Here is a 20,822-nt window from a genome sequence, read left to right as displayed (position 1 = left end):
CGGGGTAGCGTCCCGGGCATGGTGACGGTGTCGCGGACGACGGTCGCGGTGGTCGGTGGCGGCCCCGCAGGGGTCGTCCTCGGGCTGCTGCTCGCCCGCGCCGGCGTCGAGGTGCGCGTGCTCGAGCGGCACGACGACTTCAACCGGGACTTCCGGGGCGACACGGTGCACGCCTCGACCATCCGTCTGCTCGACGAACTCGGACTCGGTGCACCGTTCCGGGCGCTGCCGCAGTCACGTCTCGACGACTTCTCGCTGCCGATGCCGGACGGCTCCCGGCTGCTGCTCGGTGACTTCTCGCGTCTCGCACCTCCGTACGACCACGTGGCGATGGTGCCGCAGTGGGACCTGCTCGACCTGCTCGTGACCGCAGCCCGTCAGGAGCCGTCGTTCCGCATCTCGACGGGCCTGGCGGCGACCGGGCTCATCGAGGAGAACGGGGTCGTGACCGGGGTCCACCTGCGGCCGCGGGACGGGACCGGCGAACCCGAGGAACTCCGCGCCGACGTCGTGATCGCCTGCGACGGGCGGAACTCGGTGCTGCGTCGCGCCGCCGGGCTCGTGCCGCGAGCGTTCCGGGTGCCCTTCGACACCTGGTGGTTCCGGTTGCCCCGGCACCCCGGGGACGCGGCGAGCGCCCTCACCCCCGCGTTCTCGGACCGGGACGTGCTGCTGAGCTTCCCGCGGCCGGAGTACCACCAGGTCGCGTACTTCGCGCCGAAGGGTTCGGACGCGGCCCTGCGTGCCGCGGGGGTGACGGCCTTCCGGGCCCGTGTGGCGCGGCTCCGACCGGACTTCGCGGACCGGGTCGACGCGATCGCCTCGATGGACGACGTGCACGTGCTCGACGTCCGCATGGACCGCCTGCGCCGGTGGTGGCGCCCGGGGCTGCTCTGCATCGGTGACGCCGCACACGCGATGTCGCCTGCCGGTGGCGTCGGCATCAACCTCGCGGTGCAGGACGCGGTGGCGACCGCGACGATCCTGGTGCCGGCGCTCCGGCGGGGGCTCCGCGGTGGCGCCCTGGACCGCGTGCTCGCAGCCGTCCAGCGTCGCCGGACCCCACCAGCCGCCCTGGTGCAGGCCGCGCAGGCGGTGCTGCACCGGGTCGTGTTCGAGCGCGCCTTCGCCGGGCACCTGCGGGACGGACCACCGCTGCTGCCGGTGCTCCTCGCGCGCTGGGTCCCGCCGGTCCGGGGCGTCTACGCCCGCGGCATCGCGTTCGGCCCGCTGCCGGAACACGCGCCGGAGTGGGCGCGTCGGTGACGGACGCCCGTGGCGCGTCGGTGCGGGAACTGGGCGTCGGCACCGGGGCTGGGCGCATGCTGGGCCGATGAAGCAACGAGTCATCGGAGACGTGTCCGTCAGTGCCATCGGTCTGGGCGGGATGCCCATGTCGATCGAGGGCCGACCGGACGAGCGTCAGTCCATCGCCACGATCCACGCAGCGCTCGAGAACGGTGTCACGCTCATCGACACCGCCGACGCATACCACCTGGGCGGCCACGACGAGGTGGGGCACAACGAGGAGCTCATCGCGCGGGCCGTCCGGGAGTACCACGACGACACCTCGGACGTGCTCATCGCGACGAAGGGCGGACACCTGCGTCCCGAAGCCGGCAACTGGGCGCAGAACGGGCACCCGGAGTACCTGAAGGAGGCGGCGAAGGCCTCGGCGAAGCGGCTCGGCGTCGAGCAGATCGGCCTGTACCAGTTCCACCGGCCCGACCCGGCGGTGCCGTACGCCGACTCGATCGGGGCGCTCGCCGAGCTGCTCGACGAGGGCGTCATCCGGATGGCGGGCATCTCGAACGCCGACCCGGACCAGATCCGCACCGCGAACGAGGTGCTCGGCGGACGCCTGGCGTCGGTGCAGAACCAGTACTCGCCGAAGTTCCGGTCGAGTGAGCCGGAGCTCGAACTGTGCGACGAGCTCGGCATCGCGTTCCTGCCGTGGAGCCCTCTCGGTGGCATCGGGAGCGCGGCGGACCTCGGGACGGCGTTCGAGGACTTCGCCTACATCGCTCGCGACCGTGGGGTCACCCCGCAGGTCATCGCCCTGGCGTGGGAGCTGCAGAAGAGCGACGTCGTCGTGCCGATCCCCGGTGCGTCCCGGCCGCAGTCGATCCTGAACTCGATCACCGCGCCGACCGTGCGGCTCCGGCCGGAGGACGTCGCACGCCTCGACGCCTCGCAGCCCGCAGCCGTCTGACGCCCGTTCCCCCGGACGGGGAAGCACGACGCCCCGCCGCTCCGGGTCCAGGAGCGGCGGGGCGTCGTCATGCGTGGCTGGGCGGGCGCTCGCTCAGCTCTTGGCGGGGCAGACCGCCGAGACCTGGTCGAGCGTGGTCTGCACCTCGGACTGGGCCTTCGTGACCTCGGTGCTGTCCTCGGCCGCGCCGGAGCGGATGGCGGAGCTGTAGCCCTTCGCCGCGCCGGAGAAGTCCTCGAACGTGTCGTGGACCTGGTCGTTCGAGACCTTCTCCAGCGCCGAGTCGATGCGCTGGACGAACTCGTCGATGAGCGCCGCGCGGGCCTTCGGCTCGGCCGGGGCAGAGTTCGAACCCTGCTCCTTCAGGAACGACGCGAGTTCGTTCTCGAGCAGGGAGCAGGCTTCCCCCTTGGTCTGGGCGGGTGCCGCAGCGGCGGTCTTCGAGGCCGACGGGGCGCTGGACGAGCCCGAGTCGCGGCCGGACGAGCCGCCGTCGGAGGAACCGCCGTCGCCGCCCGAGCAGCCGGCGAGCAGCGTGAGTGCCAGGCCGGCGGTGGCCAGTGCGGTGAGGATGCGACGCATCAGGAGTTGCACTCCTTCTGGAACGCGTTGCCGGCGTCCTGCACCTTGGTGCTGGACTTCGTCAGGGCCGAGACGTCGGCCGACTGCGGGTCGTCGGCGATGTCCTCGATGTCGTCGACCAGGTCGCCGTACGCCTCTTCGAAGGCGTCGCCCTTGGCCTTCAGGTCGTCGTCCGACAGGTCGTCGACGCCGTCGGAGATCTTCTCGTCGAGCTCCTTGAGCTTCGTGACGGCGGCGTCCGGGTCGGACTGCAGGTTCGCGGCCTCGGACTGCACGCCCTGGGCGGCGGACTTGACGGTCTTCTCGAACTGCGTGCACTGCTCGGCCTTGGACGGCCCGGTCGAGCAGCCGGCGAGCAGCGTGAGTGCGAGGCCGGCGGTGGCCAGCGCGATGAGCTTCTTGGGCATGGTGGAGAGTCCCCTCGATCTGTCCGCACTCCCCCGGATGAGGTGCAGATCCGTCATCGAGCGTACAGGGAACATCCACAGGGAGACCGGCGGTGGTTGTGGGCGACCGGCAGGCGGCCGGAGGCGGGTGGCGCGTACCGTCGAGGGCATGCGAGCCATCACGTTCGACGACGCCACCATGTCCGTCACCGACCTGCCCGACCCAGAACCCGGCACGGACGAGGTCCTGATCGAGGTCGCCGCGGCCGGCGTCAACAACGCCGACCTGCAGCAGCGTGCGGGCAACTACCCGCCGCCGCCCGGGGCGTCGGCGATCCTCGGGCTCGAGGTCTCCGGCACCGTGCGGGCCGTCGGTGCGGGTGTCACGACCGTGGCGGTGGGCGACCGGGTGTGCGCGCTCCTCTCCGGCGGCGGGTACGCGGCACTCGTGGTCGCGCCGGTCACCCAGGTGCTGCCGGTCCCCGAGGGCGTCGACCTGGTCGATGCGGCCGGCCTGCCCGAGGCCGCCTGCACCGTCTATTCCAACATCGGCATGCTCGCCGGGCTCCGACCGGGGCAGACGCTCCTGGTGCACGGCGGTACTGGTGGCATGGGGTCGCACGCGGTGCTGTGGGCGAAGGCCCTCGGTGCGACCGTGATCGCGACGAGCGGCGGCGACCGCAAGGTCGCCGCGTCCCGTGATCTCGGCGCCGACCTGGTGGTCGACCACCGCACGGAAGACTTCGTGGAACGCGTCCTGGCGTTCACCGACGGCGTGGGTGTCGACGTGGTGCTCGACGTCATCGGACCGTCCTACCTGGAGCGGAACCTGCAGGCCCTCGCCCCGAACGGGCACGTCGCGGTCATCGCCTCCGGCAGCGGCCGCACCGCCGAGCTCGACTTCGGGGTGCTGATGCGGAAGCGCGCGACGATCAGCGGCACGACCCTGCGCGCACGGCCGCTCGCCGAGAAGGCCGCCATCGTCGAGGCGGTCCGCTACAACGTCTGGCCGCTCGTCGCCGACGGCCGGGTGCGCCCGGTCATCGACTCGGTGCTGCCCCTGGCCGAGGTCGAGGAGGCCCACCGCCGCGTGCGCGACGGCGAGGTGATCGGCAAGGTGCTGCTGACGCCCTAGGCGTGCACGCGGGCGAGGAACTCGACGAGCGCCGGGTGCTGCGGGTGGTCGAGGACGTCGGCGGGGGAACCCTGCTCGACGACCTCGCCGCGGTGCAGGAACACGATCCGGTCGGCGACGTTCCGCGCGAAGTGCATCTCGTGCGTCGTCATCAGGATCGTCGAACCCTGTCGCTTCAGCTCCGTGACCAGGTCGAGCACCTCGCCGACGAGCTGCGGGTCGAGGGCGCTCGTGACCTCGTCGAGCAGCAGGAGTTCCGGGTCCGACGCGATCGCCCGGACGATGGCGACGCGCTGCTGCTGCCCGCCGGACAGGCGGTCGGGGTACGCATCAGCGAACGAGGCGAGCCCGATCCGGTCGAGCAGCCGGCGCGCGGTCTCCTCGGCCTGGGCTCGTCCGATGCCGTGCACCTGGCGGGACGCGAGCGTGACGTTGTCGAGCACGCTCATGTGCGGGAACAGGTTGAACTGCTGGAACACCACGCCGATGCGCGCCCGCACGGCGTCGACGGCGACGCGCGGGTCGGCGATGTCCGTGCCCTGCAGCAGGATCTCGCCGTCGTCGATGCCCTCGAGCAGGTTGACCGTCTTGAGCAGCGTCGACTTGCCGGAGCCCGAGGCCCCGATGACGCAGATGACCTGGTGGCGGTGGACCGTCAGGTCGATCCCGCGCAGGACCTCGTGCTCGCCGAAGGCCTTGCGCAACCCGCGTAGTTCGAGGACCGCGGTGTCCGCACCGGACGCACCACGGGCCTCCAGGCCGGCCTCGCTCATACGGTCCCTCCGATCTGCTCGCGCCGCTGCTGGCGACGCGCGATCGCGTCCGTGACGCGGATCAGCGGCAGGCTGATCACCACGAACAGCAGCCCGGCGACGAAGTACGGCGTGAAGTTGTAGGTCTCGGCCTGCGCGATCTGGGCGGAGCGGACCGCGTCGACGGCCCCGAGGATCGACACCAGACCGACGTCCTTCTGCATCGACACGAAGTCGTTCATGAGCGCCGGGGTGACCTTGCGGATCGCCTGCGGCAGCACCACGAGCCGCAGGGTCTTGGCGTGCGAGAGTCCGAGCGACCGGGCGGCCAGGCGCTGCGAGGGGTGCACGGCCTCCATGCCGGCGCGGAGCACCTCGGCGATGTACGACGAGTAGGTCAGGGTGATCGCGATCGTGCCCCAGACCTCGGCGGGGAGCCGCGGGAACACCCCGAGCCCGGGGATGCCGTAGCCGACCAGGTAGAGCACGATGATGAGCGGCAGGCCGCGGAACAGGTCCGTGTAGCCGGTCGCGAGCATCCGCAGCGGGAAGAACACCGGGTTGCGCAGGCCGCGGACGACCGCGAGCAGCGTGCCGAACACGGCGACGCCGATGGCGCTGAAGAACAGGATCCGGACGTTCAGCCAGAGGCCCACCAGGATGTCCGGGAACGTGTCGACCGCGGTCTGCGGGTCGAAGAACGACTGCTGCACCGCCGCCCACCCGGGGGTGTTCACGACGCCGAAGTACACGACGGCGAGCACGACCAGCGTGGAGACGACCGACACCACGACGGAGCGACGGCCGCGCTGGCGACGGTAGAGCCGACGCTCGAGCTCGACCTGGCTCGGCGCGGGTGCGGCGACCGGGGTGCCGGCCCCTGCTGGCAGGGTCATCCGGTTACTTCAGGACCGGCGTACCGGTCTCCGACGAGAGCCACTTGGTCTGCAGGTCCTGCAGGGTGCCGTCGTCGTCGAGGGTCTTCAGGGCCTCGTCGACCTTGCTCGTGAGTTCCGAGTCCTTCGGCAGGACGAAGCCGAACTCGTCGCCCTTGCCGTCGGACGGGAACTGCGCGGACACGGTGCCGTCGTCGACCTGGGCCGAGGCCATGTAGAACGCCGTCGGCAGGTCGGTGACGATCGCGTCGATCTGCCCGGACTTGAGCGCGAGCACGGCGTCGTCGTTGGAGTTGAACACCTGCGGCGTGACCCCGAGGACGTCCTTGACGCTCGCGATGCTCGTCGAACCGGTCGCGACGCCGATCGCGTCCTGCTTGAGCGCAGCGATCGTGGTGTCATCGGCGGCCTTCGACCCGGACGTCGTCACGACCGCCTGTGTCGTCGTGTAGTAGGCGCTCGACATGTCGACGGCCTTCTTGCGCTTCGCGTCGATCGAGAACTGCTGGACGTTGAGGTCCCAGTCCTTCGGGCCCGGCGCGATGGCACTGTCGAAGGTGCTTCGCTTCCAGACGACGTCGGACTTGCTGTAGCCCATCTCCTTCGCGACCGCGTACGCGACGGCGGACTCGAAGCCCTTGCCAGACTGCGGCTTGTTGTCCTCGACCCAGGGCGAGTAGGCCGGGTCACCGGTGGCGATCGTGAGCTTGCCGTCGGTCACGGTGCCGTCGGCGTTGCTGCTGCCCCCGGCGGAGCAGGCCGACAGGGCGAGGGCGGCGACCGCGGCGGTGGCGACGGCGAGGGTGAAGCGGAGGTGACGGGTCACGGTCGGGCCTTCGTGCGAGGGGGGTGCGGGCAGGTCGAAGTGTACTTCGCGGTGGGATACCAACGCGAAACGGTGTCACGGTGCTACTCGGCGGCAGCGTCCCCGTCGTCGGCCATCGTGAAGTCGTCGAACGAGAAGCCCGGCGACACCAGGCAGCTCAGCAGCACCTCGCCGTCGCCCGGGATCGTCCGCTGCCACACCCCGCCGCGCACGAACGCCTGCGCGTCGTTCACCCGATCGCGGCCGGCGTCGGGGCCGAGGGTGATCGTCGCGCCGGGCTCGGGGACGTCACCGTCGCCGCCGAGCTGCAGGTCGACGGTGTCCGGCCCGTGCCACATCCAGATCTCGTCGCTCGTGACCCGGTGCCAGGCGGAGGCCTCGCCCGGGGGCAGCAGGAAGTGGATCAGGGTGGCGGCGGGACGCTCCCCCGCAGGGGTGGTGACCGTCGCCGGCGAGGTCCAGGTGCGGACGTACCAGCCGCCCTCCGGGTGCGGTTCCATGCCGAGGGCGATCGCGCGCTTCGGCACGTCGAGCCACTCGATCAGCTCACCGGTGACGGTTCGGCGTGCGGCCATGCCGGGGTGGGGTGCGGACTCGGTCATCGTTCCTCCTGGGAAGGGACTGGCGGCGGAGCGACCGCCGTGGACGGTGCTGCCGGTTCGGCCGGTTCGGTGACGACGCCCGCCGCGGCGCGGACGACCCCGCGGATCACGGTGGCGGCCGCCCGCCCGGCGCCGTCCTCGACGAGCTCGGCGAGCGCGTCCGGCACCGTGCGGGCGTCGACGTCGAACACCGCCAGGTCGGCACGCGCCCCGACGGCGAGGTGCCCGATGCGGTCCGGTCCGACGGCCAGCCCCATCGCGTGCGCACCACCGAGGGTCGCCGCGGCGAGCAGTCGCTCGTGCAGGTCGCGGTGCCCGTAGCCCTGGGCGCGGGCGATCCGGTGCAGCGCGGTGACGTCGGCCATCAGGTCGAGGGACGGCGACGAGGACAGGGAGTCGGTGCCGATGGCGATCGGGCTCCCCTCGCGCATGTAGTCGGCGACGGGCGGCGGGTCGAGGCCGATGACGGCGTTGGATCGCGGGCACAGCGCCACCGCCGTGCCGCGGGCACGCAGGAGCGCCCGGTCGGCGGCGGTCATGTACACGCCGTGGGCGATGTGGCAGTCCGGCCCGAGCACGCCGAGGCGGTCGACGAACGCGGTCGCGCTCGCACCGAAGCCAAGGGCTCGCAGCGCGCGGAACGACGGCACGTTCGCCAGGTGCCAGTCGTTCCCGTGGCCGACGCCGTCGACCCCGTCGAGCCCGGGGACCGGACCGAGGGCGGTGCGCTCCCCCTCGAACGCCGCTTCACCGAGGTGCAGGTGCAGCCGCAGGCCGCGCTGCCGCACGATGTCGGGAAGCTCCAGCAGCGGGGCGACCTCGAGCGAGTACGGCGCGTGCGGCGACAGGCCGGCACCGGGTGTCGTGGGGATCCGGTCGAGGTCGTCGAGCACCTGGTCGCGACCGTGCGACTGCCAGGCGTCGTTCTCCCAGTCCATCACCTCCCAGTACGCGATGCCGCCGAGCCCGGCGTCCTGCAGCGCGGTCGAGGCCTCGATGTCGGTGACGATGTCCGCGATGCTCGTCACGCCGGCCAGGATCGACGCACGTGCACCGTCCGCGGCTTCGGCCCGCCAGTCGTGCGGTTCGGCGTAGTCGACGTTGAACGCTGCGGCCCAGTCCTCGAACCCGTCGTACTGGCGCCGGCCGACACCGGCCATCCCGGTGTACTGCAGGTGCGAGTGCGCGTTCACGAGTCCGGGCAGGAGCGCGCCACGCCACTGCCGCTCGGTGAAGGCAGCGCCGGACCCGGCGAGCTGGTCGATGACCCACGACCGGTCGCCGACGTGCAGGATGCGGCCGTCCTGCACCGCGACCGCGCCGTCCGCGATCGGCGGCGCCGTCATCGGGACGACGACGCGCGCCGAGTGCACCGTGACCGGGTGCGGTCGGGCGCTCACGCCGGGTCTCCGAAACGGTGCGTCCGGACGTCCGGCTCGCGGTCCGCAGGCTGCTCGGGAAGGCGGACGGGAGGAACGGCTGGGCTCCCGAAGGCGGCGAGCGCCGTGCGGGCGGTCACGTCGTCGACCGCGGGATCGATCGGCACGACGGCACGCTCCAGCTCGTCGCCGCGTTCCAGGAGCATCCGGACGGCGCCGAGCTGCACGGCGAACGACAGGTCCATGATCTCGACCGGGTTGCCCTCGGCCGCGGTGATGTTGATGCAGCCGCCGTCGTCGAGCACGATCGGCCCGCCGTCGGCCCCGGGGAACACGAACCGCTCGGCCTTCGGCCCCACGTCCCGGCGCCGGGCCCCGGCGGCGAGCGCGTCGTCGATGGCGATCTCCTGGTCGACCCCACCGGCGACGGCGAGGACCGCGCCGTCCGCGCAGGCACGGAGCACGTCGAGGTCGATGGTGTCCGACACCCCGGTGGCGCTCATGACGAGGTCGGCGTCCCGCACCGCCTCGACGAGCGGGGCCACGGTGTACCCGGCGAAGCGCGCCTGCAGGGCGCGGACCGGATCGGTCTCGGCGACCGTCACCCGGAACCCGAGGGCGGTGAGCACCAGGGCGACCCCCTCGCCGACGTGCCCGAACCCGGCGACGACCGCCGCGCCTCCCGAGACAACGCGGTGTGTGCCGGACGCGAGCCCGTCGACCAGGTCGAGCACCGCGAACACCGTCGACTGCCCGGTGCCGTACCGGTTGTCGAAGAACGTCTTGGTGCGGGCGTCGTTCACCGCGATCACCGGGATGCCGAGCTCGCCGCGCGCTGCCAGTACACGCAGGGGCCGCAGGCCGCTCGTGGTCTCCTCGGCGGCCCCGAGCATCGTCGGCAGCAGGTCGGGGCGCTCCTGGTGGGCGAGCCGGATGACGTGCGAGCCGTCGTCGAGCAGGATGTGCGGCGCGGTGTCGAGCATCGCGAGGGCCAGCTGCTTCTGCTCCGCGAGCGTCGCCGTGCTGCTCGCGAAGACCGTCAGTCCGGCGGACCGCAGTGCGTCGGCGACGGCGTCGTCGGTCTCGTCGGCGTGGGCGTAGACGACGACCTCGGCACCGGCGTCACGGAGCAGCAGGCTCAGCACCGCCGTCTTGGGCTCGAGGAACATCGCGACGCCGATGCGTGTGCCGCGCAGGAGCCCGCCGTCGCGGAGTTCCGCGGCGACCGACCGGGCGACCGGCATCGACCGTCGTGCCCAGCGCAGGCGGGCGTCCGCTGCGGGGTCGTCCTCGGGGTCGCGGCCGGTGGACACCAGGAAGACGTCGTCGGACAGCATCGGGACGGCGAGCACGCCGGGGCGGGCGGGTGCGACGGGGCCGAAGGCGTCCTCGTCGACGGCGGGCAGGTGTCGGCCGGCGTCGATGACGACCAGGGTGGTGCCGCGCGGGCGGTCGGCGGCCTGCTCGACCGCGGGGGTCGATTCGTCGGGGGTACCGAGGCACCAGAGTTGGTCGACGAGGTCGGACGGCTGGTGCTGGTCCGCCTGCTCGGCCTCGCGCGCACCGAGTGCGGTCAGCAGGTGCCGCAGTGCCGCGGCGTCCCGGGGGTCGCCGCCAACGATGCGGAACCGGCGGGCGGCGACGAGCAGGTTGGTCGCCGCGGCGAACCGCCGCACGGCCGCCGATGCCCAGGCCAGCGTCGCGGGGTCGGATGCTGGCGGCATGTGCCAATCGTAGGGCGAGGCCGGGCAGGCGCCTGCTGCGAAGGCCTGCAGCCCTCCGGCGTGGGCGTCGGGAATGCCCGGGGGCGCTCCGACGTACTCTCTGCACATGAGCGATGCGACCACTGCCCCCGACCGCGTGACCATGTTCGGCGCCGACTGGTGCCGCGACTGCCGTCGGTCCAAGGCGCTGCTCGACACCCTCGGCGTGGACTACGAGTACGTCGACGTGGAGCAGGACCTGTCCGCGGCCGACCGTGCCGAGGCCATCAGCGGCCGGAAGAACATCCCCGTCGTGGTGCTGCCCAACGGCAAGCACTTCGTCGAGCCGTCGGACGCCGAGCTGCGGGCCGAGCTCGAGGCCTCCGGCGTCGTCTGAGCTGCATCCACCGATGCGACTCCACGCACACAGCGACACCTCACGGGCACTGTGGCGCGTGAGGGGGCGCTGAGCGCGCGAACTCGCCGCACCGGCGCCTCCCGGGCGGACATCGGATGAATCGGGCATCATGATCGCGTGATCATCGACGCTCACCACCACCTCTGGGATCCCGCCGACCGGTCGTACCCCTGGATGGACGACTCGGTCACTCCGATCCGCCGCCGGTTCGACGTGGACGACCTCCGCACCGCCGCCCGGAGCACCGACGTCACCCGGACGATCGTCGTGCAGGCCGTGCACGACTCCGGCGAGACCGCCTGGCTCCTCGAGCAGCCCGAGCCGGTCGTCGGGGTCGTCGGCTGGGTGGACCTGACCGCCCCGGACGTCGTCGATCGGATCGCCGCCCTCATCGCGCGACCCGGTGGCGACCGGTCGGCCGGCAACCGCCTCGTCGGTATCCGGCACCAGGCGCACGACGAACCGGACCCGGACTGGCTCGCTCGCCCCGAGGTCATCTGCGGTGTCCGTGCGGTGGCCGCCGCCGGCCTGGTGTTCGACGTGCTCGTCCGCGCGCGTGAGCACCGCGCTGCCGTCGCGCTGCTCGACGCCGTGCCCGAGGGCTCGTTCGTCCTCGACCACGCCGGCAAACCCGACATCGCGGGCGGGGATCCCGGGTGGGTGAGCCGGATCGACGACTTCGCCGCGCGTCCGAACGTGGCCTGCAAGGTGTCCGGACTGTTCACCGAGGCCGGCTCGGTGTGGCGACGGCAGCCCGTCGACCGGTACGTCCGTGCGGTGGTCGAGCGGTTCGGCCCGGAGCGGTCACTGTTCGGGTCGGACTGGCCCGTCTCGACGCTCGCCACGACCTACGACGACGTGGTGCGGCGGACCACCGAGGCATTGGCCGACCTGACCCAGGACGAACGGCAGTCGGTGCTGAGCGGTACGGCGGAGCGCACGTACCTGCATCGGAGGACCCTGAGCACCCGCAACCTTGTCCGAGGCCCGAGGCAGACATAGGATGTCTCTGGTTGCGCCGGTGCAGCCGGAGAGCGAGGAACGATGCAGTTCGCACGACTCGGCCCCGCGGGCGGCGAGATCCCCGTCGCGGTCGACACCGACGGCGAGGTCCTCGACCTGCGTCCGATCACGACCGACATCAGCGGGGCCTTCCTGGCGTCCGACCCGATCGCGCGGGTCCGGCACGCGCGGAGCGCCGGGGACGTCCGGGCACTGCCCGACGCCGAGGGCCTCCGCCGCGGTGCGCCGGTGTCCCGTCCGGGCAAGGTCGTCTGCATCGGCTTGAACTACCGGGACCACGCCGCTGAGACCGGTGCCGAGATCCCGACCGAACCGATCGTGTTCATGAAGGACCCGATGACGGTGATCGGGCCGGACGACGAGGTCCTGATCCCCCGTGGCAGCGAGAAGACCGACTGGGAGATCGAGCTCGCCGTCGTCATCGGGCGGACCGCCCGCTACTGCGACTCCGACGAGGCCGCGAGCGCCTGCATCGCCGGGTACGCCATCGCGAACGACGTCTCCGAACGGGCGTTCCAGCTCGAGCGGGGCGGGCAGTGGGACAAGGGGAAGTCCTGCGAGACGTTCAACCCCCTCGGCCCGTGGCTGGTCACCCCCGAGCAGATCGACCCTGGGGCGCTCGCGCTCCGGCTCACCGTCAACGGAGTGGTCCGCCAGGACGGCACCACGGCCGACATGATCTTCCGACCCGTCGAGATCGTCCGGTACCTGTCGCAGTTCATGGTGCTGTACCCGGGCGACGTCATCAGCACCGGCACCCCGGCCGGGGTCGCCCTCGCCGGGCACGCGCCGTACCTGCAGTCCGGCGACGTGGTCGAGCTCACCGCCGACGGGCTGGGTTCGCAGCGCCAGACGGTGGGAGCCGCATGATGGACGACACGACAGCCCAGACCGGCACGACCGGAACGCCCGGCACCCACGCGGGTCTCCGCGCGATCGTCACCGGCGGCGCCTCCGGCATCGGCGCGGCCATCGCGGCCGCCCTCCACGAGCGGGGCGCAGCGGTCGCCGTGCTCGACCTCCAGCCGTCCACCGCCGAGGGGCTCGTCTCCGTCACCTGCGACGTGTCGTCCGACGAGTCCGTCCGTGCCGCGATCGCCTCGGCAGTCGACCAGCTCGGCGGTCTCGACGTGCTCGTCAACAACGCCGGCATCGGCGCACAGGGGACGGTCGAGGACAACACCGACGACGAGTGGCGCCGCGTGTACGAGGTCAACGTGCTCGGAGCCGTGCGCCTGTCCCGCGCCGCACTCCCCCACCTCCGAGCGTCGGACAGCGCGAGCATCGTCAACACGTGCTCCGTCGCGGCCACCGCCGGACTGCCCCAGCGGGCGCTCTACTCCGCCACGAAGGGGGCGATCTCCGCACTCACCCGCGCGATGGCCGCCGACCACATCCGCGAAGGCATCCGCGTCAACGCCGTCAACCCCGGTACCGCCGACACCCCGTGGGTCGCACGACTCCTGTCGTCCGCCGACGACCCGGCCGCCGAACGCGCGGCGCTCGAGGCACGTCAGCCGCACGGACGCCTGGTCCAGGCGGCGGAGGTCGCCGAGGCGGTCGCCTACCTGGCGAGCCCGCTCGCCCGGTCGACGACGGGCGTCGAGCTGGCGGTCGACGGCGGGATGCAGGCGCTCCGGCTGCGGCCGGCCTGATGGTCGCCCCGCGGCGCCGCCGCACCGGCCTGGAGGCCCGTCCCGGGTATCGTCGGGACGTCCCGTCGCGCACGCGGCCGGGTCCACAGGAGGTGGTGACGTGGCGTCGTTGACCGACGATGCGATCGCACGCATCCAGCAGATGATCGTGAGCGGCGAGCTCCAACCCGGCCAGCGCCTCCCGCCCGAGAAGGAACTGAGCGAGTCGCTCGGACTGTCCCGCAACAGTCTCCGCGAAGCCGTGAAGGCGCTCGAGCTGATCCGCGTGCTCGACGTCCGACGCGGCGACGGCACCTACGTGACGTCGCTCGAACCGGGTGTCCTGCTCGAGGCGGTGTCGTTCGTCGTCGACATGCACCACGACCGGTCGCTCGTCGACCTGCTCGAGGTGCGCCGCATCCTGGAACCGGCGTCCGCCGTCCTGGCGACGGCCCGCGCCACGGAACAGCAGATCGACGAGCTCGCGACCCTGATGCAGTCCGTCGGCGAGGACACCGGCGTCGAGGACCTCGTCGCCCACGACCTGCTGTTCCACTCGACCATCGCGGGCATCGGCGGCAACCAGTACCTGTCCGGGCTGCTCGACGCGCTGTCGAGCAAGACGGTGCGGGTGCGGGTGTGGCGCGGACTGACGCAGAACGGGTCGGTGCAGCGGACCCTCGACGAGCACGCCGCCATCGTCGACGCGATCCGGCGCCGTGATCCGCAGCTCGTGCAGGCCCTCGTCGTGTCGCACGTCGAAGGGGTCGAGCGCTGGTTGCGGCGCTCCCTCGACTGAACCCGGCAATGCTCCCAGGAACCTCGGAGTTGTGTCGGTCCTCGGCCCTGACTCCGGCAACCATGCCGCGGCAACCGCACCCACGAGGAGGACACCGTGCTCGGTCTCATCATCAGCTTGATCATCATCGGACTCATCGCCGGCGCTCTCGCCCGGCTCATCATCCCCGGCAAGCAGAACATCGGCATCCTCATGACGATCGTCCTGGGCATCGTCGGATCGTTCGTCGGCGGGTTCCTCGGGTTCCTGATCTTCCAGCACGACCCGATGGACGGCTTCTTCCAGCCGGCCGGCATCATCGGCTCGATCATCGGCGCGATCATCGTGCTGTTCATCTACACGCGAGTCGCCGGCCGCGGTTCGCGCCGCTAGGCACCACGCTGCCGGTCCGACCGGCGCACCAAGGAAGTCACCCCGAACCACGCAACGACGTGGTTCGGGGTGACTTTCGTCGTCCGTGGCTCAGGCCGCGAGCAGACCCGCCGCGCGCAGGTCGTCCCACAGCGCGTCCGGCACGTCGGCGGCGGCGCGTGCGACGTTCGAGCGCACCTGGTCGGCGGACTGCGCCCCGAGCGCGATCGCGGCGACCGCCGCAGCCCGGCGCGGGAAGGCCAGCGCGGCCTCGGGCAGCGTGACTCCGTGGCGCTCGCAGACGTCGGCGACGGCGTTGGCTCGGGCGAGCAGCTGCGCGGAGGCCTCGGCGTAGTCGTACGTCGCACCCACGGCGGGCCGCTCCTGGCCGAGCAACCCCGAGTTGTAGACCCCGACCGCCACGACCGCGACGCCCAGCGACGCGCACCGGTCGACGAGCGCCGCAGCTGGCTGCTCGAGCAGCGTGTACCGGCCGGCGAGCATGACCACGTCGCAGAGCCCGGTCTCGACGGCTGCCGACAGCGCCTCGACCGAGTTCGATCCGACCCCGACCGCCCGCACGACGCCCTCGTCCCGCAGCTCGGCGAGTGCCGGCAGCGCCTGGGTCAGGCCGTCCGTGAGCGAGTAGACGTCCGGGTCGTGCAGGTAGGCGACGTCGACGTGGTCGAACCCGAGGCGGCCGAGCGACTCGTCGAGCGAGCGCCGCACGCCCGACGGTGACGGGTCCCACTGCCGCACGGTGTCGTCCGGCACCGCGAAGCCGCCGGAGGCCAGGTCGTCGCCGTCGCCACGACCCGGCACGAGCAGCCGTCCGACCTTGGTCGACACCAGGAATGACTCCCGCGGGCGCCCGGCGAGCGCCGCCCCGAGCCGCCGCTCGGACAGCCCGAGGCCGTAGTGCGGTGCCGTGTCGAAGCCGCGCACACCGGCGTCCCACGCTGCGTCCACCGTGGCCCGGGCGTCGTCGTCGGACACCGGCCGGAGCAGGTTGCCGATCCCGGCGCCGCCCAGCCAGAACGGTCCGCGGTCGAGCTCCTGGGCGAGGGTCGTCATGCCTGTCCTTCCAGGGTCCAGACGAGCGGGATCCCGTCGTCGTCGCCCGAGTAGTCGTCGTCCGCCTCGAGCAGGGGGTTGATCACCGCCTGCCAGTCCGCGTTGACCGGGTCGTCCGCCAGTGCGCGGCGCATCGCACGGTAGTCCTCGACCTCGATCAGGTGCACCAGGTCCTGCCCGTCGCGCCAGATGCTCCAGTTGGCCACCCCGACGGACCGCAACCGGTCGGCCAGCGTCGGCGGGATGGCCGCGTGCGCCCGCTCGTAGTCGGACTCCCGTCCGGCCCGCAGCCGGGTCCGCGAGAGGATCCGCTGCATCAGTCGCGCAGGAACAGCTCGACGACCGGCACGGCGACGTCGGGCCGCACGATCGGCAGCGTCAGGGTCAGCGTTCCGGCCGGCTGCCCGCCGAGCCCGGTGTTCTGCGCCCGGGTGCCCGGGGGGATCTCGCGGAAGTGGATCTCGGACGCGTCGTTGAGCAGCTGGGCGTAGGCGACGCGGCCGGCCAGGTCGGGCAGGTGGACGTGCTCGAACGGCCACGCGAACAGGTGCAGGTACAGCCGGTCGCCCCGCTGCGTGTACACGGTGTTCCGCGGCGCGATGAACTGCGACGGTCCGGCACCGTACACCGAGCGGGCGTGCTGGTGCATCCACGTGCCGATGCCGTCGAGCGTCTGCCGGGACACCCCGTCGAACTCGCCGCGGCCCGTCGGCCCGATGTTGAGCAGCATGTTCCCGTTGTTCGAGACCCCGTCGACGAGCATGCGGACGAGCATGTCGACCGGCTTCAGGTTCACGTTGTCGCGGTCGTAGCCCCACGACCCGTTCAGCGTCTGGCACGCCTCCCACGGCACGGGCGCCCCGTCGACCTCCATGGGCTTGTCCGGCTGGTACTGCTCGGGGGTGACCAGGTCGCCGGGGATGTCCAGGCGGTCGTTGACGATGATCCCCGGTTGCAGGCGCTTCGTCAGTGCGAGCAGTTCCTCGGACCCCCAGTCGTCGCGGCCCTTGCCGCCCCAGATGTCCTCGTGGTCGTTGTCCCGGTACGAGAAGTCGTAGAACAGGTAGTCGATCTGCCCGTAGTCGGTGAGCAGTTCTTCGACCTGGCCGTGCAGGTACTCGCGGTACCGGGCCATGTCCCGGCCCTCGTTGAACGCCGCGATCGCCTGCTCACCGTCGTCACGGCGCGGGTGCACGCCGTCGACGGTGAAGTCCGGGTGGTGCCAGTCGATGAGCGAGTGGTAGAAACCGACCCGCAGCCCCTCGGCGCGGACGGCGTTGACGAACTCGCGCACGACGTCGCGACCGAAGCGGGTGTTCGTGGACTTGTAGTCGGTGAGCGCGCTGTCCCACAGGCAGAAGCCCTCGTGGTGCTTGGTGGTGAGGACGACGTACTTCATCCCCGCCTGCCGTGCGCGTCGGGCCCAGTCGGCGGCGTCGAACAGGTCCGGGTCGAAGTGGTCGAAGTACTTCTGGTAGTCCTCGTCGGTGATCCGCTCGCGGTTCTTCACCCACTCGTGCCGGGCCGGCAGGGCGTACAGGCCCCAGTGGATGAACATGCCGAACCGGTCGTGGGTGAACCAGGCGGGCAGGCCGCTCGCGTCGGTCGCGGTCTGCGGCTCTGCAGGTGCGGTGATGGTCATGGGGCGGGTTTCCTTTCGTACGGGAGGAACGGTGCGGGTGTTCGGGGCGGCCTCCGACACGGCGTGGTCGCGACCAGGGCGCGGTGTGGCCTGGTCGGCGCCCGTCGCCGGTCGGCGCCGGTCAGCGGCCGCCGAGGCCGCTGGTGACGATGCCCTTGACGAGGTGCTTCTGCAGCAGGACGAGCAGGACGACGGTCGGCAGCATCGAGATCACCGACGCGGCCATCACCAGGTTCCACTCGGACCCCTGCTGGCCGAAGAACTGCTGCAGGCCGAGCGGGATCGTGCCCCGGGCCTCGACGTCGTTGACGATGACGAGCGGCCAGAGGAACGAGTTCCAGTACGCGATGAACGAGAACACGGCGAGGACCGCCATCGTCGGTCGGGCCAGCGGGAGCATCACCGAGAAGAACGTCCGGATCGCTCCGGCTCCGTCCACCCGGGCGGCGTCGTCGAGCTCCTGCGGCACGGTGAGGAAGAACTGCCGCACCAGGAACGCGCCGAGTGCCGTGAACGCCCACGGGATGATGAGCGCCTGGAACGTGTCGACCCACCCGAAGCCCTGCATCATCACGTACATCGGGATGACCAGGACGTCCTGCGGGATCATGAGCGTCGCCAGGAACAGGACGAACACCGTGTTCCGGCCGCGCCAGCGCAGTCGCGAGAACGCGTAGCCGGACAGCACCGCGACGGTGACGTTGATCGCCGTGCCGGCCGCGGCGACGAAGACGCCGTTCAGGATGAACCGGGCGAACGGCAGGTACGTGAACGCCTGTGCGTAGTTGCCCCACTCGATCGACGCCCCCCACAGCGTTGGCGGCGTCGTGAACACGTCGGCCGAGGGCTTCAGGCTCGTCGCCACCATGTAGACGAGCGGCGAGACGAACAGCAGTGCCACCAGGCAGAGCAGGACGTAGCCGATCGCGTGCCGGACGCGTCCGGTGCTCCGGTGCGGTGCGCCCGAGGTGCGAGGCAGTGCCCGCGGGTTGATCGTCCGGTTGGACGAGGTCAGCTCAGTCATAGTGCACCCACCGCTTCTGTCCGAGGAACTGGATGGCCGTGATGCCGAGGATGATCACGAACAGCACCCACGCGCCGGCCGACGCCAGCCCGAGCTGCTGCGTCTGGAAGCCGGTGTTGTAGATGTACTGCACGAGCGTCTCGGTCGCGGTGCCCGGCCCGCCCTTCGTCAGGACGAACGGTTGGACGAACACCTGGAACGACGTGATGAGCGTCATCATCGTGGCGAAGAAGATCGACGGCGAGATGAGCGGGAACTTGATCCGCCAGAACATCTGCCAGGCGTTTGCGCCGTCGAGCTGCGCGGCCTCGAGCTGGTTCTCGGGCACCGAGTCGAGCGCGGCCGAGAAGATCAGCATGTTGTAGCCGAAGCCCTGCCAGACGCTCATCGCGACGACGGCGAGCATGGCCCAGTTGTCGTCCGCCAGGAAGTTCGGGGCGTTCACGCCGACCGTCGACTGCAGGGTCGCGTCGATCGCGCCCCCGGGCTGGTAGAGCATCCGCCAGACGACGACGTTCGCGACGATCGGCGTGATGGTCGGGATGAAGAACAGCACCCGGAACACGTGCCGGTGCCGGATCTTCGGCGTGAGCCAGGCGGCGAGCCCGAGCGACACGACCAGGTTGAGCGGCACGTAGAGCACGACGAACAGCACGGTGTTCAGCGTCACGGTGCGGAAGATCGGGTCAGAGAACAGCTGCGCGTAGTTCGACAGGCCTGCCCACGAGCGTTCGCCGAGCATCGGCCAGTTCATGAAGCTCACGACGAGCGAGGCGAGGATCGGGAAGGCCGTGAACACGACGAGGCCGATCGAGTGCGGAGCGGCGAAGGCGGCGCCCCACCAGGAGCGGCGGCCGAGCTCGGCGTCGGTACCGCTGTCCTTCCGGCGCGGGGCCGCGCCGGTCGCGACCGCGACCGCTGGGGCGGGCAGCGCCGCTTCGGCGGGTGGGTCCTGGATGGTGGTCATGCGACGACCTCCTCGTCGTTCGCGCGGTCCTGGTCAGGGGATGGGACGGACCCGGAGGCGCGGGGCGGGGTCGACCTCCGACTCCGCAGGCTCCGTCGGCGCGGCCCGCGCAACGCTTCGCGTCGCTCGAAGCGGGCCGCGCCCGTCCGTCAGGGGGTGACGCCCGTCACTGCGAGCCGAGCTGGCTCGCGATGGACGACATCGTCTCCTTGCCGGAGGTCTGTCCGTTCACCGCCTGCAGGGCGTACTGCGCGAAGAGCTGGTTGAGCTGATCGCTCTGCTTGTTGCCGGGTAACGGGGTGGCGTTCTCGAGTCCGGTCTTCAGGGCGTCCTCGACCCCGTCGATGCCGGCGTTGTCGTACCAGGCCTGCTGCGCCGCGGTGCGTGCCGGGAAGGCACGCCCCTGCTCGGCGAGCGAGGTGAGCGTGGCTTCGTTCGTCATCGTGGTGATGGCCTTGAACGCCTGCTCGGGGTACCCGCACTGCTTCGAGATGCCGAAGCCCGACCCCGCGGCGAAGGAGCTGGGTCCGTCCGTGCCCGAGGGGATGGTCGTGATGCCCAGGTCGAACTTGACCTTGGCCTTCTGGCTGATGATCGACCAGGGGCCGTCGCTGTACATCGCGACGTCACCGGACACGAACGCGTTGTCGTCGGTGGAGCCGTCGGTGCTCGCCTGTGTGGCGTAGCCGTCCTTCACCAGACCGCCGATCCAGTCGAGCCCCTCGGCGAACTCTGCGTTCGAGGCGTCGAGCGTGCCGTCCTCGTCGATGACCCGACCGCCGTTGTAGCCGAGGATCATCGACTCGAGGGGGATGTCCTCGACGCTCGTGCCCCAGATCGGTGTGCCCGCGGCCTTGAGCTGCTTCGCGGCGTCCTCGAACTCGTCGACCGTCCAGCCCGGCTTCGGCTCGTCGACGCCCGCCTGCTCGAAGACGTCCTTGTTGTAGAACATGACCATGGGGCCGGTGTCGTACGGCAGTCCGTAGAGCTTGCCGTCGACCTTCATGCCGTCGAGCCCGGTCTGGTCGTACTCGCTCAGGTCGAGGTCTGCCTGCTTCGCCATGTCGTCGATCGGGACGAGCACGTCGGTGTAGTTCGCGGCGCGGAGCGACTGGATGCTCACGATGCAGGGTGCGGTGCCGGTGGACAACTGGGTGCGGAGCTTGGTCCAGTAGTCGTTGAAGGGTGAGCCCTGGATCGAGACGTCCACGTCGTCGTCGGTCTTGACCGTGTCGGCGACCTTCTGCCACGCGGCCTTGTCCTCCTTCCCGGCGATCCACATGGCCCAGGTGAGGGAATCCTCCGACTGGCCGTCGCTGGCGCTGCTGCCAGCGGAACAGCCGGTGAGCACGAGCACGGCAGCTGCTGCTGCCGCCAGCCCGGCGGTGCGTCGTCGTTGCATCGGTGTCTCCACTTC

At 71.3% G+C, this 20,822-nt stretch carries 23 protein-coding genes; 9 read left to right on the top strand and 14 right to left on the bottom strand.

Annotation, left to right across the window (positions count from 1 at the left end):
* Window positions 1-18: 18 nt before the first annotated feature.
* Both Q9R26_RS06665 and Q9R26_RS06660 read left to right on the top strand, forming a co-directional pair.
* A complete protein-coding gene (locus tag Q9R26_RS06665; protein ID WP_259579190.1) occupies window positions 19-1,266 on the top strand; it encodes an FAD-dependent oxidoreductase in 1,248 nt (415 codons plus the stop codon).
* A gap of 67 nt (window positions 1,267-1,333) precedes the next feature.
* Window positions 1,334-2,212, top strand: coding sequence for an aldo/keto reductase (locus Q9R26_RS06660; protein WP_182065293.1), 879 nt, complete (start codon window positions 1,334-1,336; stop codon window positions 2,210-2,212).
* Window positions 2,213-2,305: 93 nt separating this feature from the next.
* On the opposite strand, the gene Q9R26_RS06655 is transcribed toward Q9R26_RS06660, so the two are convergent.
* On the bottom strand, window positions 2,306-2,794 hold the full coding sequence (locus Q9R26_RS06655) for a hypothetical protein (RefSeq protein ID WP_311226849.1): 489 nt from the start codon (window positions 2,792-2,794) through the stop codon (window positions 2,306-2,308).
* On the bottom strand, window positions 2,794-3,201 hold the full coding sequence (locus Q9R26_RS06650) for a hypothetical protein (protein ID WP_071404030.1): 408 nt from the start codon (window positions 3,199-3,201) through the stop codon (window positions 2,794-2,796). Before Q9R26_RS06650 ends, Q9R26_RS06655 begins: the two co-directional genes overlap by 1 nt.
* A 148-nt stretch (window positions 3,202-3,349) precedes the next feature.
* Between Q9R26_RS06650 and Q9R26_RS06645 the strand changes: the two genes are divergently transcribed.
* Entirely contained in the window at window positions 3,350-4,315 is a 966-nt protein-coding gene (locus Q9R26_RS06645) for an NAD(P)H-quinone oxidoreductase (RefSeq protein ID WP_311226848.1), read from the top strand.
* Here the strand turns inward: Q9R26_RS06645 and Q9R26_RS06640 are convergent.
* From Q9R26_RS06640 to Q9R26_RS06615, 6 genes are all read right to left on the bottom strand, one after another.
* Window positions 4,312-5,088, bottom strand: a complete 777-nt coding sequence (locus tag Q9R26_RS06640; protein ID WP_209135236.1) for an amino acid ABC transporter ATP-binding protein — start codon at window positions 5,086-5,088, stop codon at window positions 4,312-4,314. The two genes, Q9R26_RS06645 and Q9R26_RS06640, sit on opposite strands and share 4 nt — an antisense overlap.
* Window positions 5,085-5,963 carry an amino acid ABC transporter permease gene (locus tag Q9R26_RS06635; RefSeq protein ID WP_262139169.1) on the bottom strand — a complete coding sequence of 293 codons (879 nt, stop codon included), beginning with the start codon at window positions 5,961-5,963 and terminating at the stop codon, window positions 5,085-5,087. The genes Q9R26_RS06640 and Q9R26_RS06635 overlap by 4 nt, the downstream gene beginning before the upstream one ends.
* 4 nt (window positions 5,964-5,967) lie before the next feature.
* The gene (locus tag Q9R26_RS06630; RefSeq protein ID WP_311226847.1) at window positions 5,968-6,789 is read right to left on the bottom strand and encodes an ABC transporter substrate-binding protein; all 822 of its coding nucleotides are present in this window, start codon (window positions 6,787-6,789) and stop codon (window positions 5,968-5,970) included.
* Between the two features lie 83 nt (window positions 6,790-6,872).
* The gene (locus tag Q9R26_RS06625; protein WP_247737982.1) at window positions 6,873-7,391 is read right to left on the bottom strand and encodes a cupin domain-containing protein; all 519 of its coding nucleotides are present in this window, start codon (window positions 7,389-7,391) and stop codon (window positions 6,873-6,875) included.
* Window positions 7,388-8,791, bottom strand: coding sequence for an amidohydrolase family protein (locus Q9R26_RS06620; RefSeq protein ID WP_311226846.1), 1,404 nt, complete (start codon window positions 8,789-8,791; stop codon window positions 7,388-7,390). The genes Q9R26_RS06625 and Q9R26_RS06620 overlap by 4 nt, the downstream gene beginning before the upstream one ends.
* Window positions 8,788-10,494, bottom strand: coding sequence for an adenosylhomocysteinase (locus Q9R26_RS06615; RefSeq protein ID WP_311226845.1), 1,707 nt, complete (start codon window positions 10,492-10,494; stop codon window positions 8,788-8,790). The genes Q9R26_RS06620 and Q9R26_RS06615 overlap by 4 nt, the downstream gene beginning before the upstream one ends.
* Before the next feature lie 106 nt (window positions 10,495-10,600).
* Between Q9R26_RS06615 and Q9R26_RS06610 the strand changes: the two genes are divergently transcribed.
* From Q9R26_RS06610 to Q9R26_RS06585, 6 genes are all read left to right on the top strand, one after another.
* Window positions 10,601-10,870: a glutaredoxin family protein gene (locus Q9R26_RS06610; RefSeq protein WP_017888006.1), complete on the top strand. Its 270-nt coding sequence runs from the start codon at window positions 10,601-10,603 to the stop codon at window positions 10,868-10,870.
* Window positions 10,871-11,008: 138 nt separating this feature from the next.
* Window positions 11,009-11,893 (top strand): amidohydrolase family protein, encoded by an 885-nt coding sequence (locus tag Q9R26_RS06605; RefSeq protein ID WP_311226844.1) that lies wholly within the window; start codon window positions 11,009-11,011, stop codon window positions 11,891-11,893.
* A gap of 42 nt (window positions 11,894-11,935) precedes the next feature.
* Window positions 11,936-12,784, top strand: coding sequence for a fumarylacetoacetate hydrolase family protein (locus tag Q9R26_RS06600; RefSeq protein ID WP_311226843.1), 849 nt, complete (start codon window positions 11,936-11,938; stop codon window positions 12,782-12,784).
* Window positions 12,784-13,569: an SDR family oxidoreductase gene (locus tag Q9R26_RS06595; protein WP_311226842.1), complete on the top strand. Its 786-nt coding sequence runs from the start codon at window positions 12,784-12,786 to the stop codon at window positions 13,567-13,569. Before Q9R26_RS06600 ends, Q9R26_RS06595 begins: the two co-directional genes overlap by 1 nt.
* A 100-nt stretch (window positions 13,570-13,669) precedes the next feature.
* Window positions 13,670-14,347 carry a FadR/GntR family transcriptional regulator gene (locus tag Q9R26_RS06590; protein WP_110862381.1) on the top strand — a complete coding sequence of 226 codons (678 nt, stop codon included), beginning with the start codon at window positions 13,670-13,672 and terminating at the stop codon, window positions 14,345-14,347.
* 96 nt (window positions 14,348-14,443) lie between these two features.
* A complete protein-coding gene (locus Q9R26_RS06585) occupies window positions 14,444-14,719 on the top strand; it encodes a GlsB/YeaQ/YmgE family stress response membrane protein (protein ID WP_027466577.1) in 276 nt (91 codons plus the stop codon).
* A gap of 90 nt (window positions 14,720-14,809) precedes the next feature.
* Here the strand turns inward: Q9R26_RS06585 and Q9R26_RS06580 are convergent, their stop codons facing one another.
* The 6 genes from Q9R26_RS06580 to Q9R26_RS06555 all read right to left on the bottom strand — a co-directional run bounded on the left by Q9R26_RS06580 (window position 14,810) and on the right by Q9R26_RS06555 (window position 20,807).
* Window positions 14,810-15,772 (bottom strand): aldo/keto reductase, encoded by a 963-nt coding sequence (locus Q9R26_RS06580; RefSeq protein ID WP_311226841.1) that lies wholly within the window; start codon window positions 15,770-15,772, stop codon window positions 14,810-14,812.
* Window positions 15,769-16,089: an L-rhamnose mutarotase gene (locus Q9R26_RS06575; protein WP_311226840.1), complete on the bottom strand. Its 321-nt coding sequence runs from the start codon at window positions 16,087-16,089 to the stop codon at window positions 15,769-15,771. The genes Q9R26_RS06580 and Q9R26_RS06575 overlap by 4 nt, the downstream gene beginning before the upstream one ends.
* A complete protein-coding gene (locus tag Q9R26_RS06570; protein WP_311226839.1) occupies window positions 16,089-17,414 on the bottom strand; it encodes an alpha-L-fucosidase in 1,326 nt (441 codons plus the stop codon). Before Q9R26_RS06570 ends, Q9R26_RS06575 begins: the two co-directional genes overlap by 1 nt.
* 121 nt (window positions 17,415-17,535) lie before the next feature.
* Window positions 17,536-18,438 (bottom strand): carbohydrate ABC transporter permease, encoded by a 903-nt coding sequence (locus Q9R26_RS06565; protein ID WP_311226838.1) that lies wholly within the window; start codon window positions 18,436-18,438, stop codon window positions 17,536-17,538.
* Complete coding sequence (locus tag Q9R26_RS06560) at window positions 18,431-19,405, bottom strand: sugar ABC transporter permease (RefSeq protein WP_311226837.1); 975 nt, start codon at window positions 19,403-19,405, stop codon at window positions 18,431-18,433. The genes Q9R26_RS06565 and Q9R26_RS06560 overlap by 8 nt, the downstream gene beginning before the upstream one ends.
* Before the next feature lie 166 nt (window positions 19,406-19,571).
* Window positions 19,572-20,807: a sugar ABC transporter substrate-binding protein gene (locus Q9R26_RS06555; protein WP_311226836.1), complete on the bottom strand. Its 1,236-nt coding sequence runs from the start codon at window positions 20,805-20,807 to the stop codon at window positions 19,572-19,574.
* Between the last annotated feature and the right edge of the window lie 15 nt (window positions 20,808-20,822).

The sequence above is a fragment of the Curtobacterium sp. BRB10 genome (assembly GCF_031844325.1).
Taxonomy (GTDB): domain Bacteria; phylum Actinomycetota; class Actinomycetes; order Actinomycetales; family Microbacteriaceae; genus Curtobacterium; species Curtobacterium poinsettiae_A.
The sequence above is the reverse complement of the archived record's forward strand: the minus strand, read 5'-3'. Positions and strand labels throughout refer to the sequence as shown.

What these genes read in the sequence shown, in the direction of transcription:
- Q9R26_RS06570 (WP_311226839.1), bottom strand. Translation starts at nt 17,414, where the DNA reads ATGACCATCACCGCACCTGCAGAGCCGCAGACCGCGACCGACGCGAGC.
- Q9R26_RS06555 (WP_311226836.1), bottom strand. Translation starts at nt 20,807, where the DNA reads ATGCAACGACGACGCACCGCCGGGCTGGCGGCAGCAGCAGCTGCCGTG.
- Q9R26_RS06560 (WP_311226837.1), bottom strand. Translation starts at nt 19,405, where the DNA reads ATGACCACCATCCAGGACCCACCCGCCGAAGCGGCGCTGCCCGCCCCA.
- Q9R26_RS06575 (WP_311226840.1), bottom strand. Translation starts at nt 16,089, where the DNA reads ATGCAGCGGATCCTCTCGCGGACCCGGCTGCGGGCCGGACGGGAGTCC.
- Q9R26_RS06610 (WP_017888006.1), top strand. Translation starts at nt 10,601, where the DNA reads ATGAGCGATGCGACCACTGCCCCCGACCGCGTGACCATGTTCGGCGCC.
- Q9R26_RS06640 (WP_209135236.1), bottom strand. Translation starts at nt 5,088, where the DNA reads ATGAGCGAGGCCGGCCTGGAGGCCCGTGGTGCGTCCGGTGCGGACACC.
- Q9R26_RS06600 (WP_311226843.1), top strand. Translation starts at nt 11,936, where the DNA reads ATGCAGTTCGCACGACTCGGCCCCGCGGGCGGCGAGATCCCCGTCGCG.
- Q9R26_RS06615 (WP_311226845.1), bottom strand. Translation starts at nt 10,494, where the DNA reads ATGCCGCCAGCATCCGACCCCGCGACGCTGGCCTGGGCATCGGCGGCC.
- Q9R26_RS06645 (WP_311226848.1), top strand. Translation starts at nt 3,350, where the DNA reads ATGCGAGCCATCACGTTCGACGACGCCACCATGTCCGTCACCGACCTG.
- Q9R26_RS06660 (WP_182065293.1), top strand. Translation starts at nt 1,334, where the DNA reads ATGAAGCAACGAGTCATCGGAGACGTGTCCGTCAGTGCCATCGGTCTG.
- Q9R26_RS06565 (WP_311226838.1), bottom strand. Translation starts at nt 18,438, where the DNA reads ATGACTGAGCTGACCTCGTCCAACCGGACGATCAACCCGCGGGCACTG.
- Q9R26_RS06595 (WP_311226842.1), top strand. Translation starts at nt 12,784, where the DNA reads ATGGACGACACGACAGCCCAGACCGGCACGACCGGAACGCCCGGCACC.
- Q9R26_RS06625 (WP_247737982.1), bottom strand. Translation starts at nt 7,391, where the DNA reads ATGACCGAGTCCGCACCCCACCCCGGCATGGCCGCACGCCGAACCGTC.
- Q9R26_RS06665 (WP_259579190.1), top strand. Translation starts at nt 19, where the DNA reads ATGGTGACGGTGTCGCGGACGACGGTCGCGGTGGTCGGTGGCGGCCCC.
- Q9R26_RS06635 (WP_262139169.1), bottom strand. Translation starts at nt 5,963, where the DNA reads ATGACCCTGCCAGCAGGGGCCGGCACCCCGGTCGCCGCACCCGCGCCG.
- Q9R26_RS06655 (WP_311226849.1), bottom strand. Translation starts at nt 2,794, where the DNA reads ATGCGTCGCATCCTCACCGCACTGGCCACCGCCGGCCTGGCACTCACG.
- Q9R26_RS06650 (WP_071404030.1), bottom strand. Translation starts at nt 3,201, where the DNA reads ATGCCCAAGAAGCTCATCGCGCTGGCCACCGCCGGCCTCGCACTCACG.
- Q9R26_RS06580 (WP_311226841.1), bottom strand. Translation starts at nt 15,772, where the DNA reads ATGACGACCCTCGCCCAGGAGCTCGACCGCGGACCGTTCTGGCTGGGC.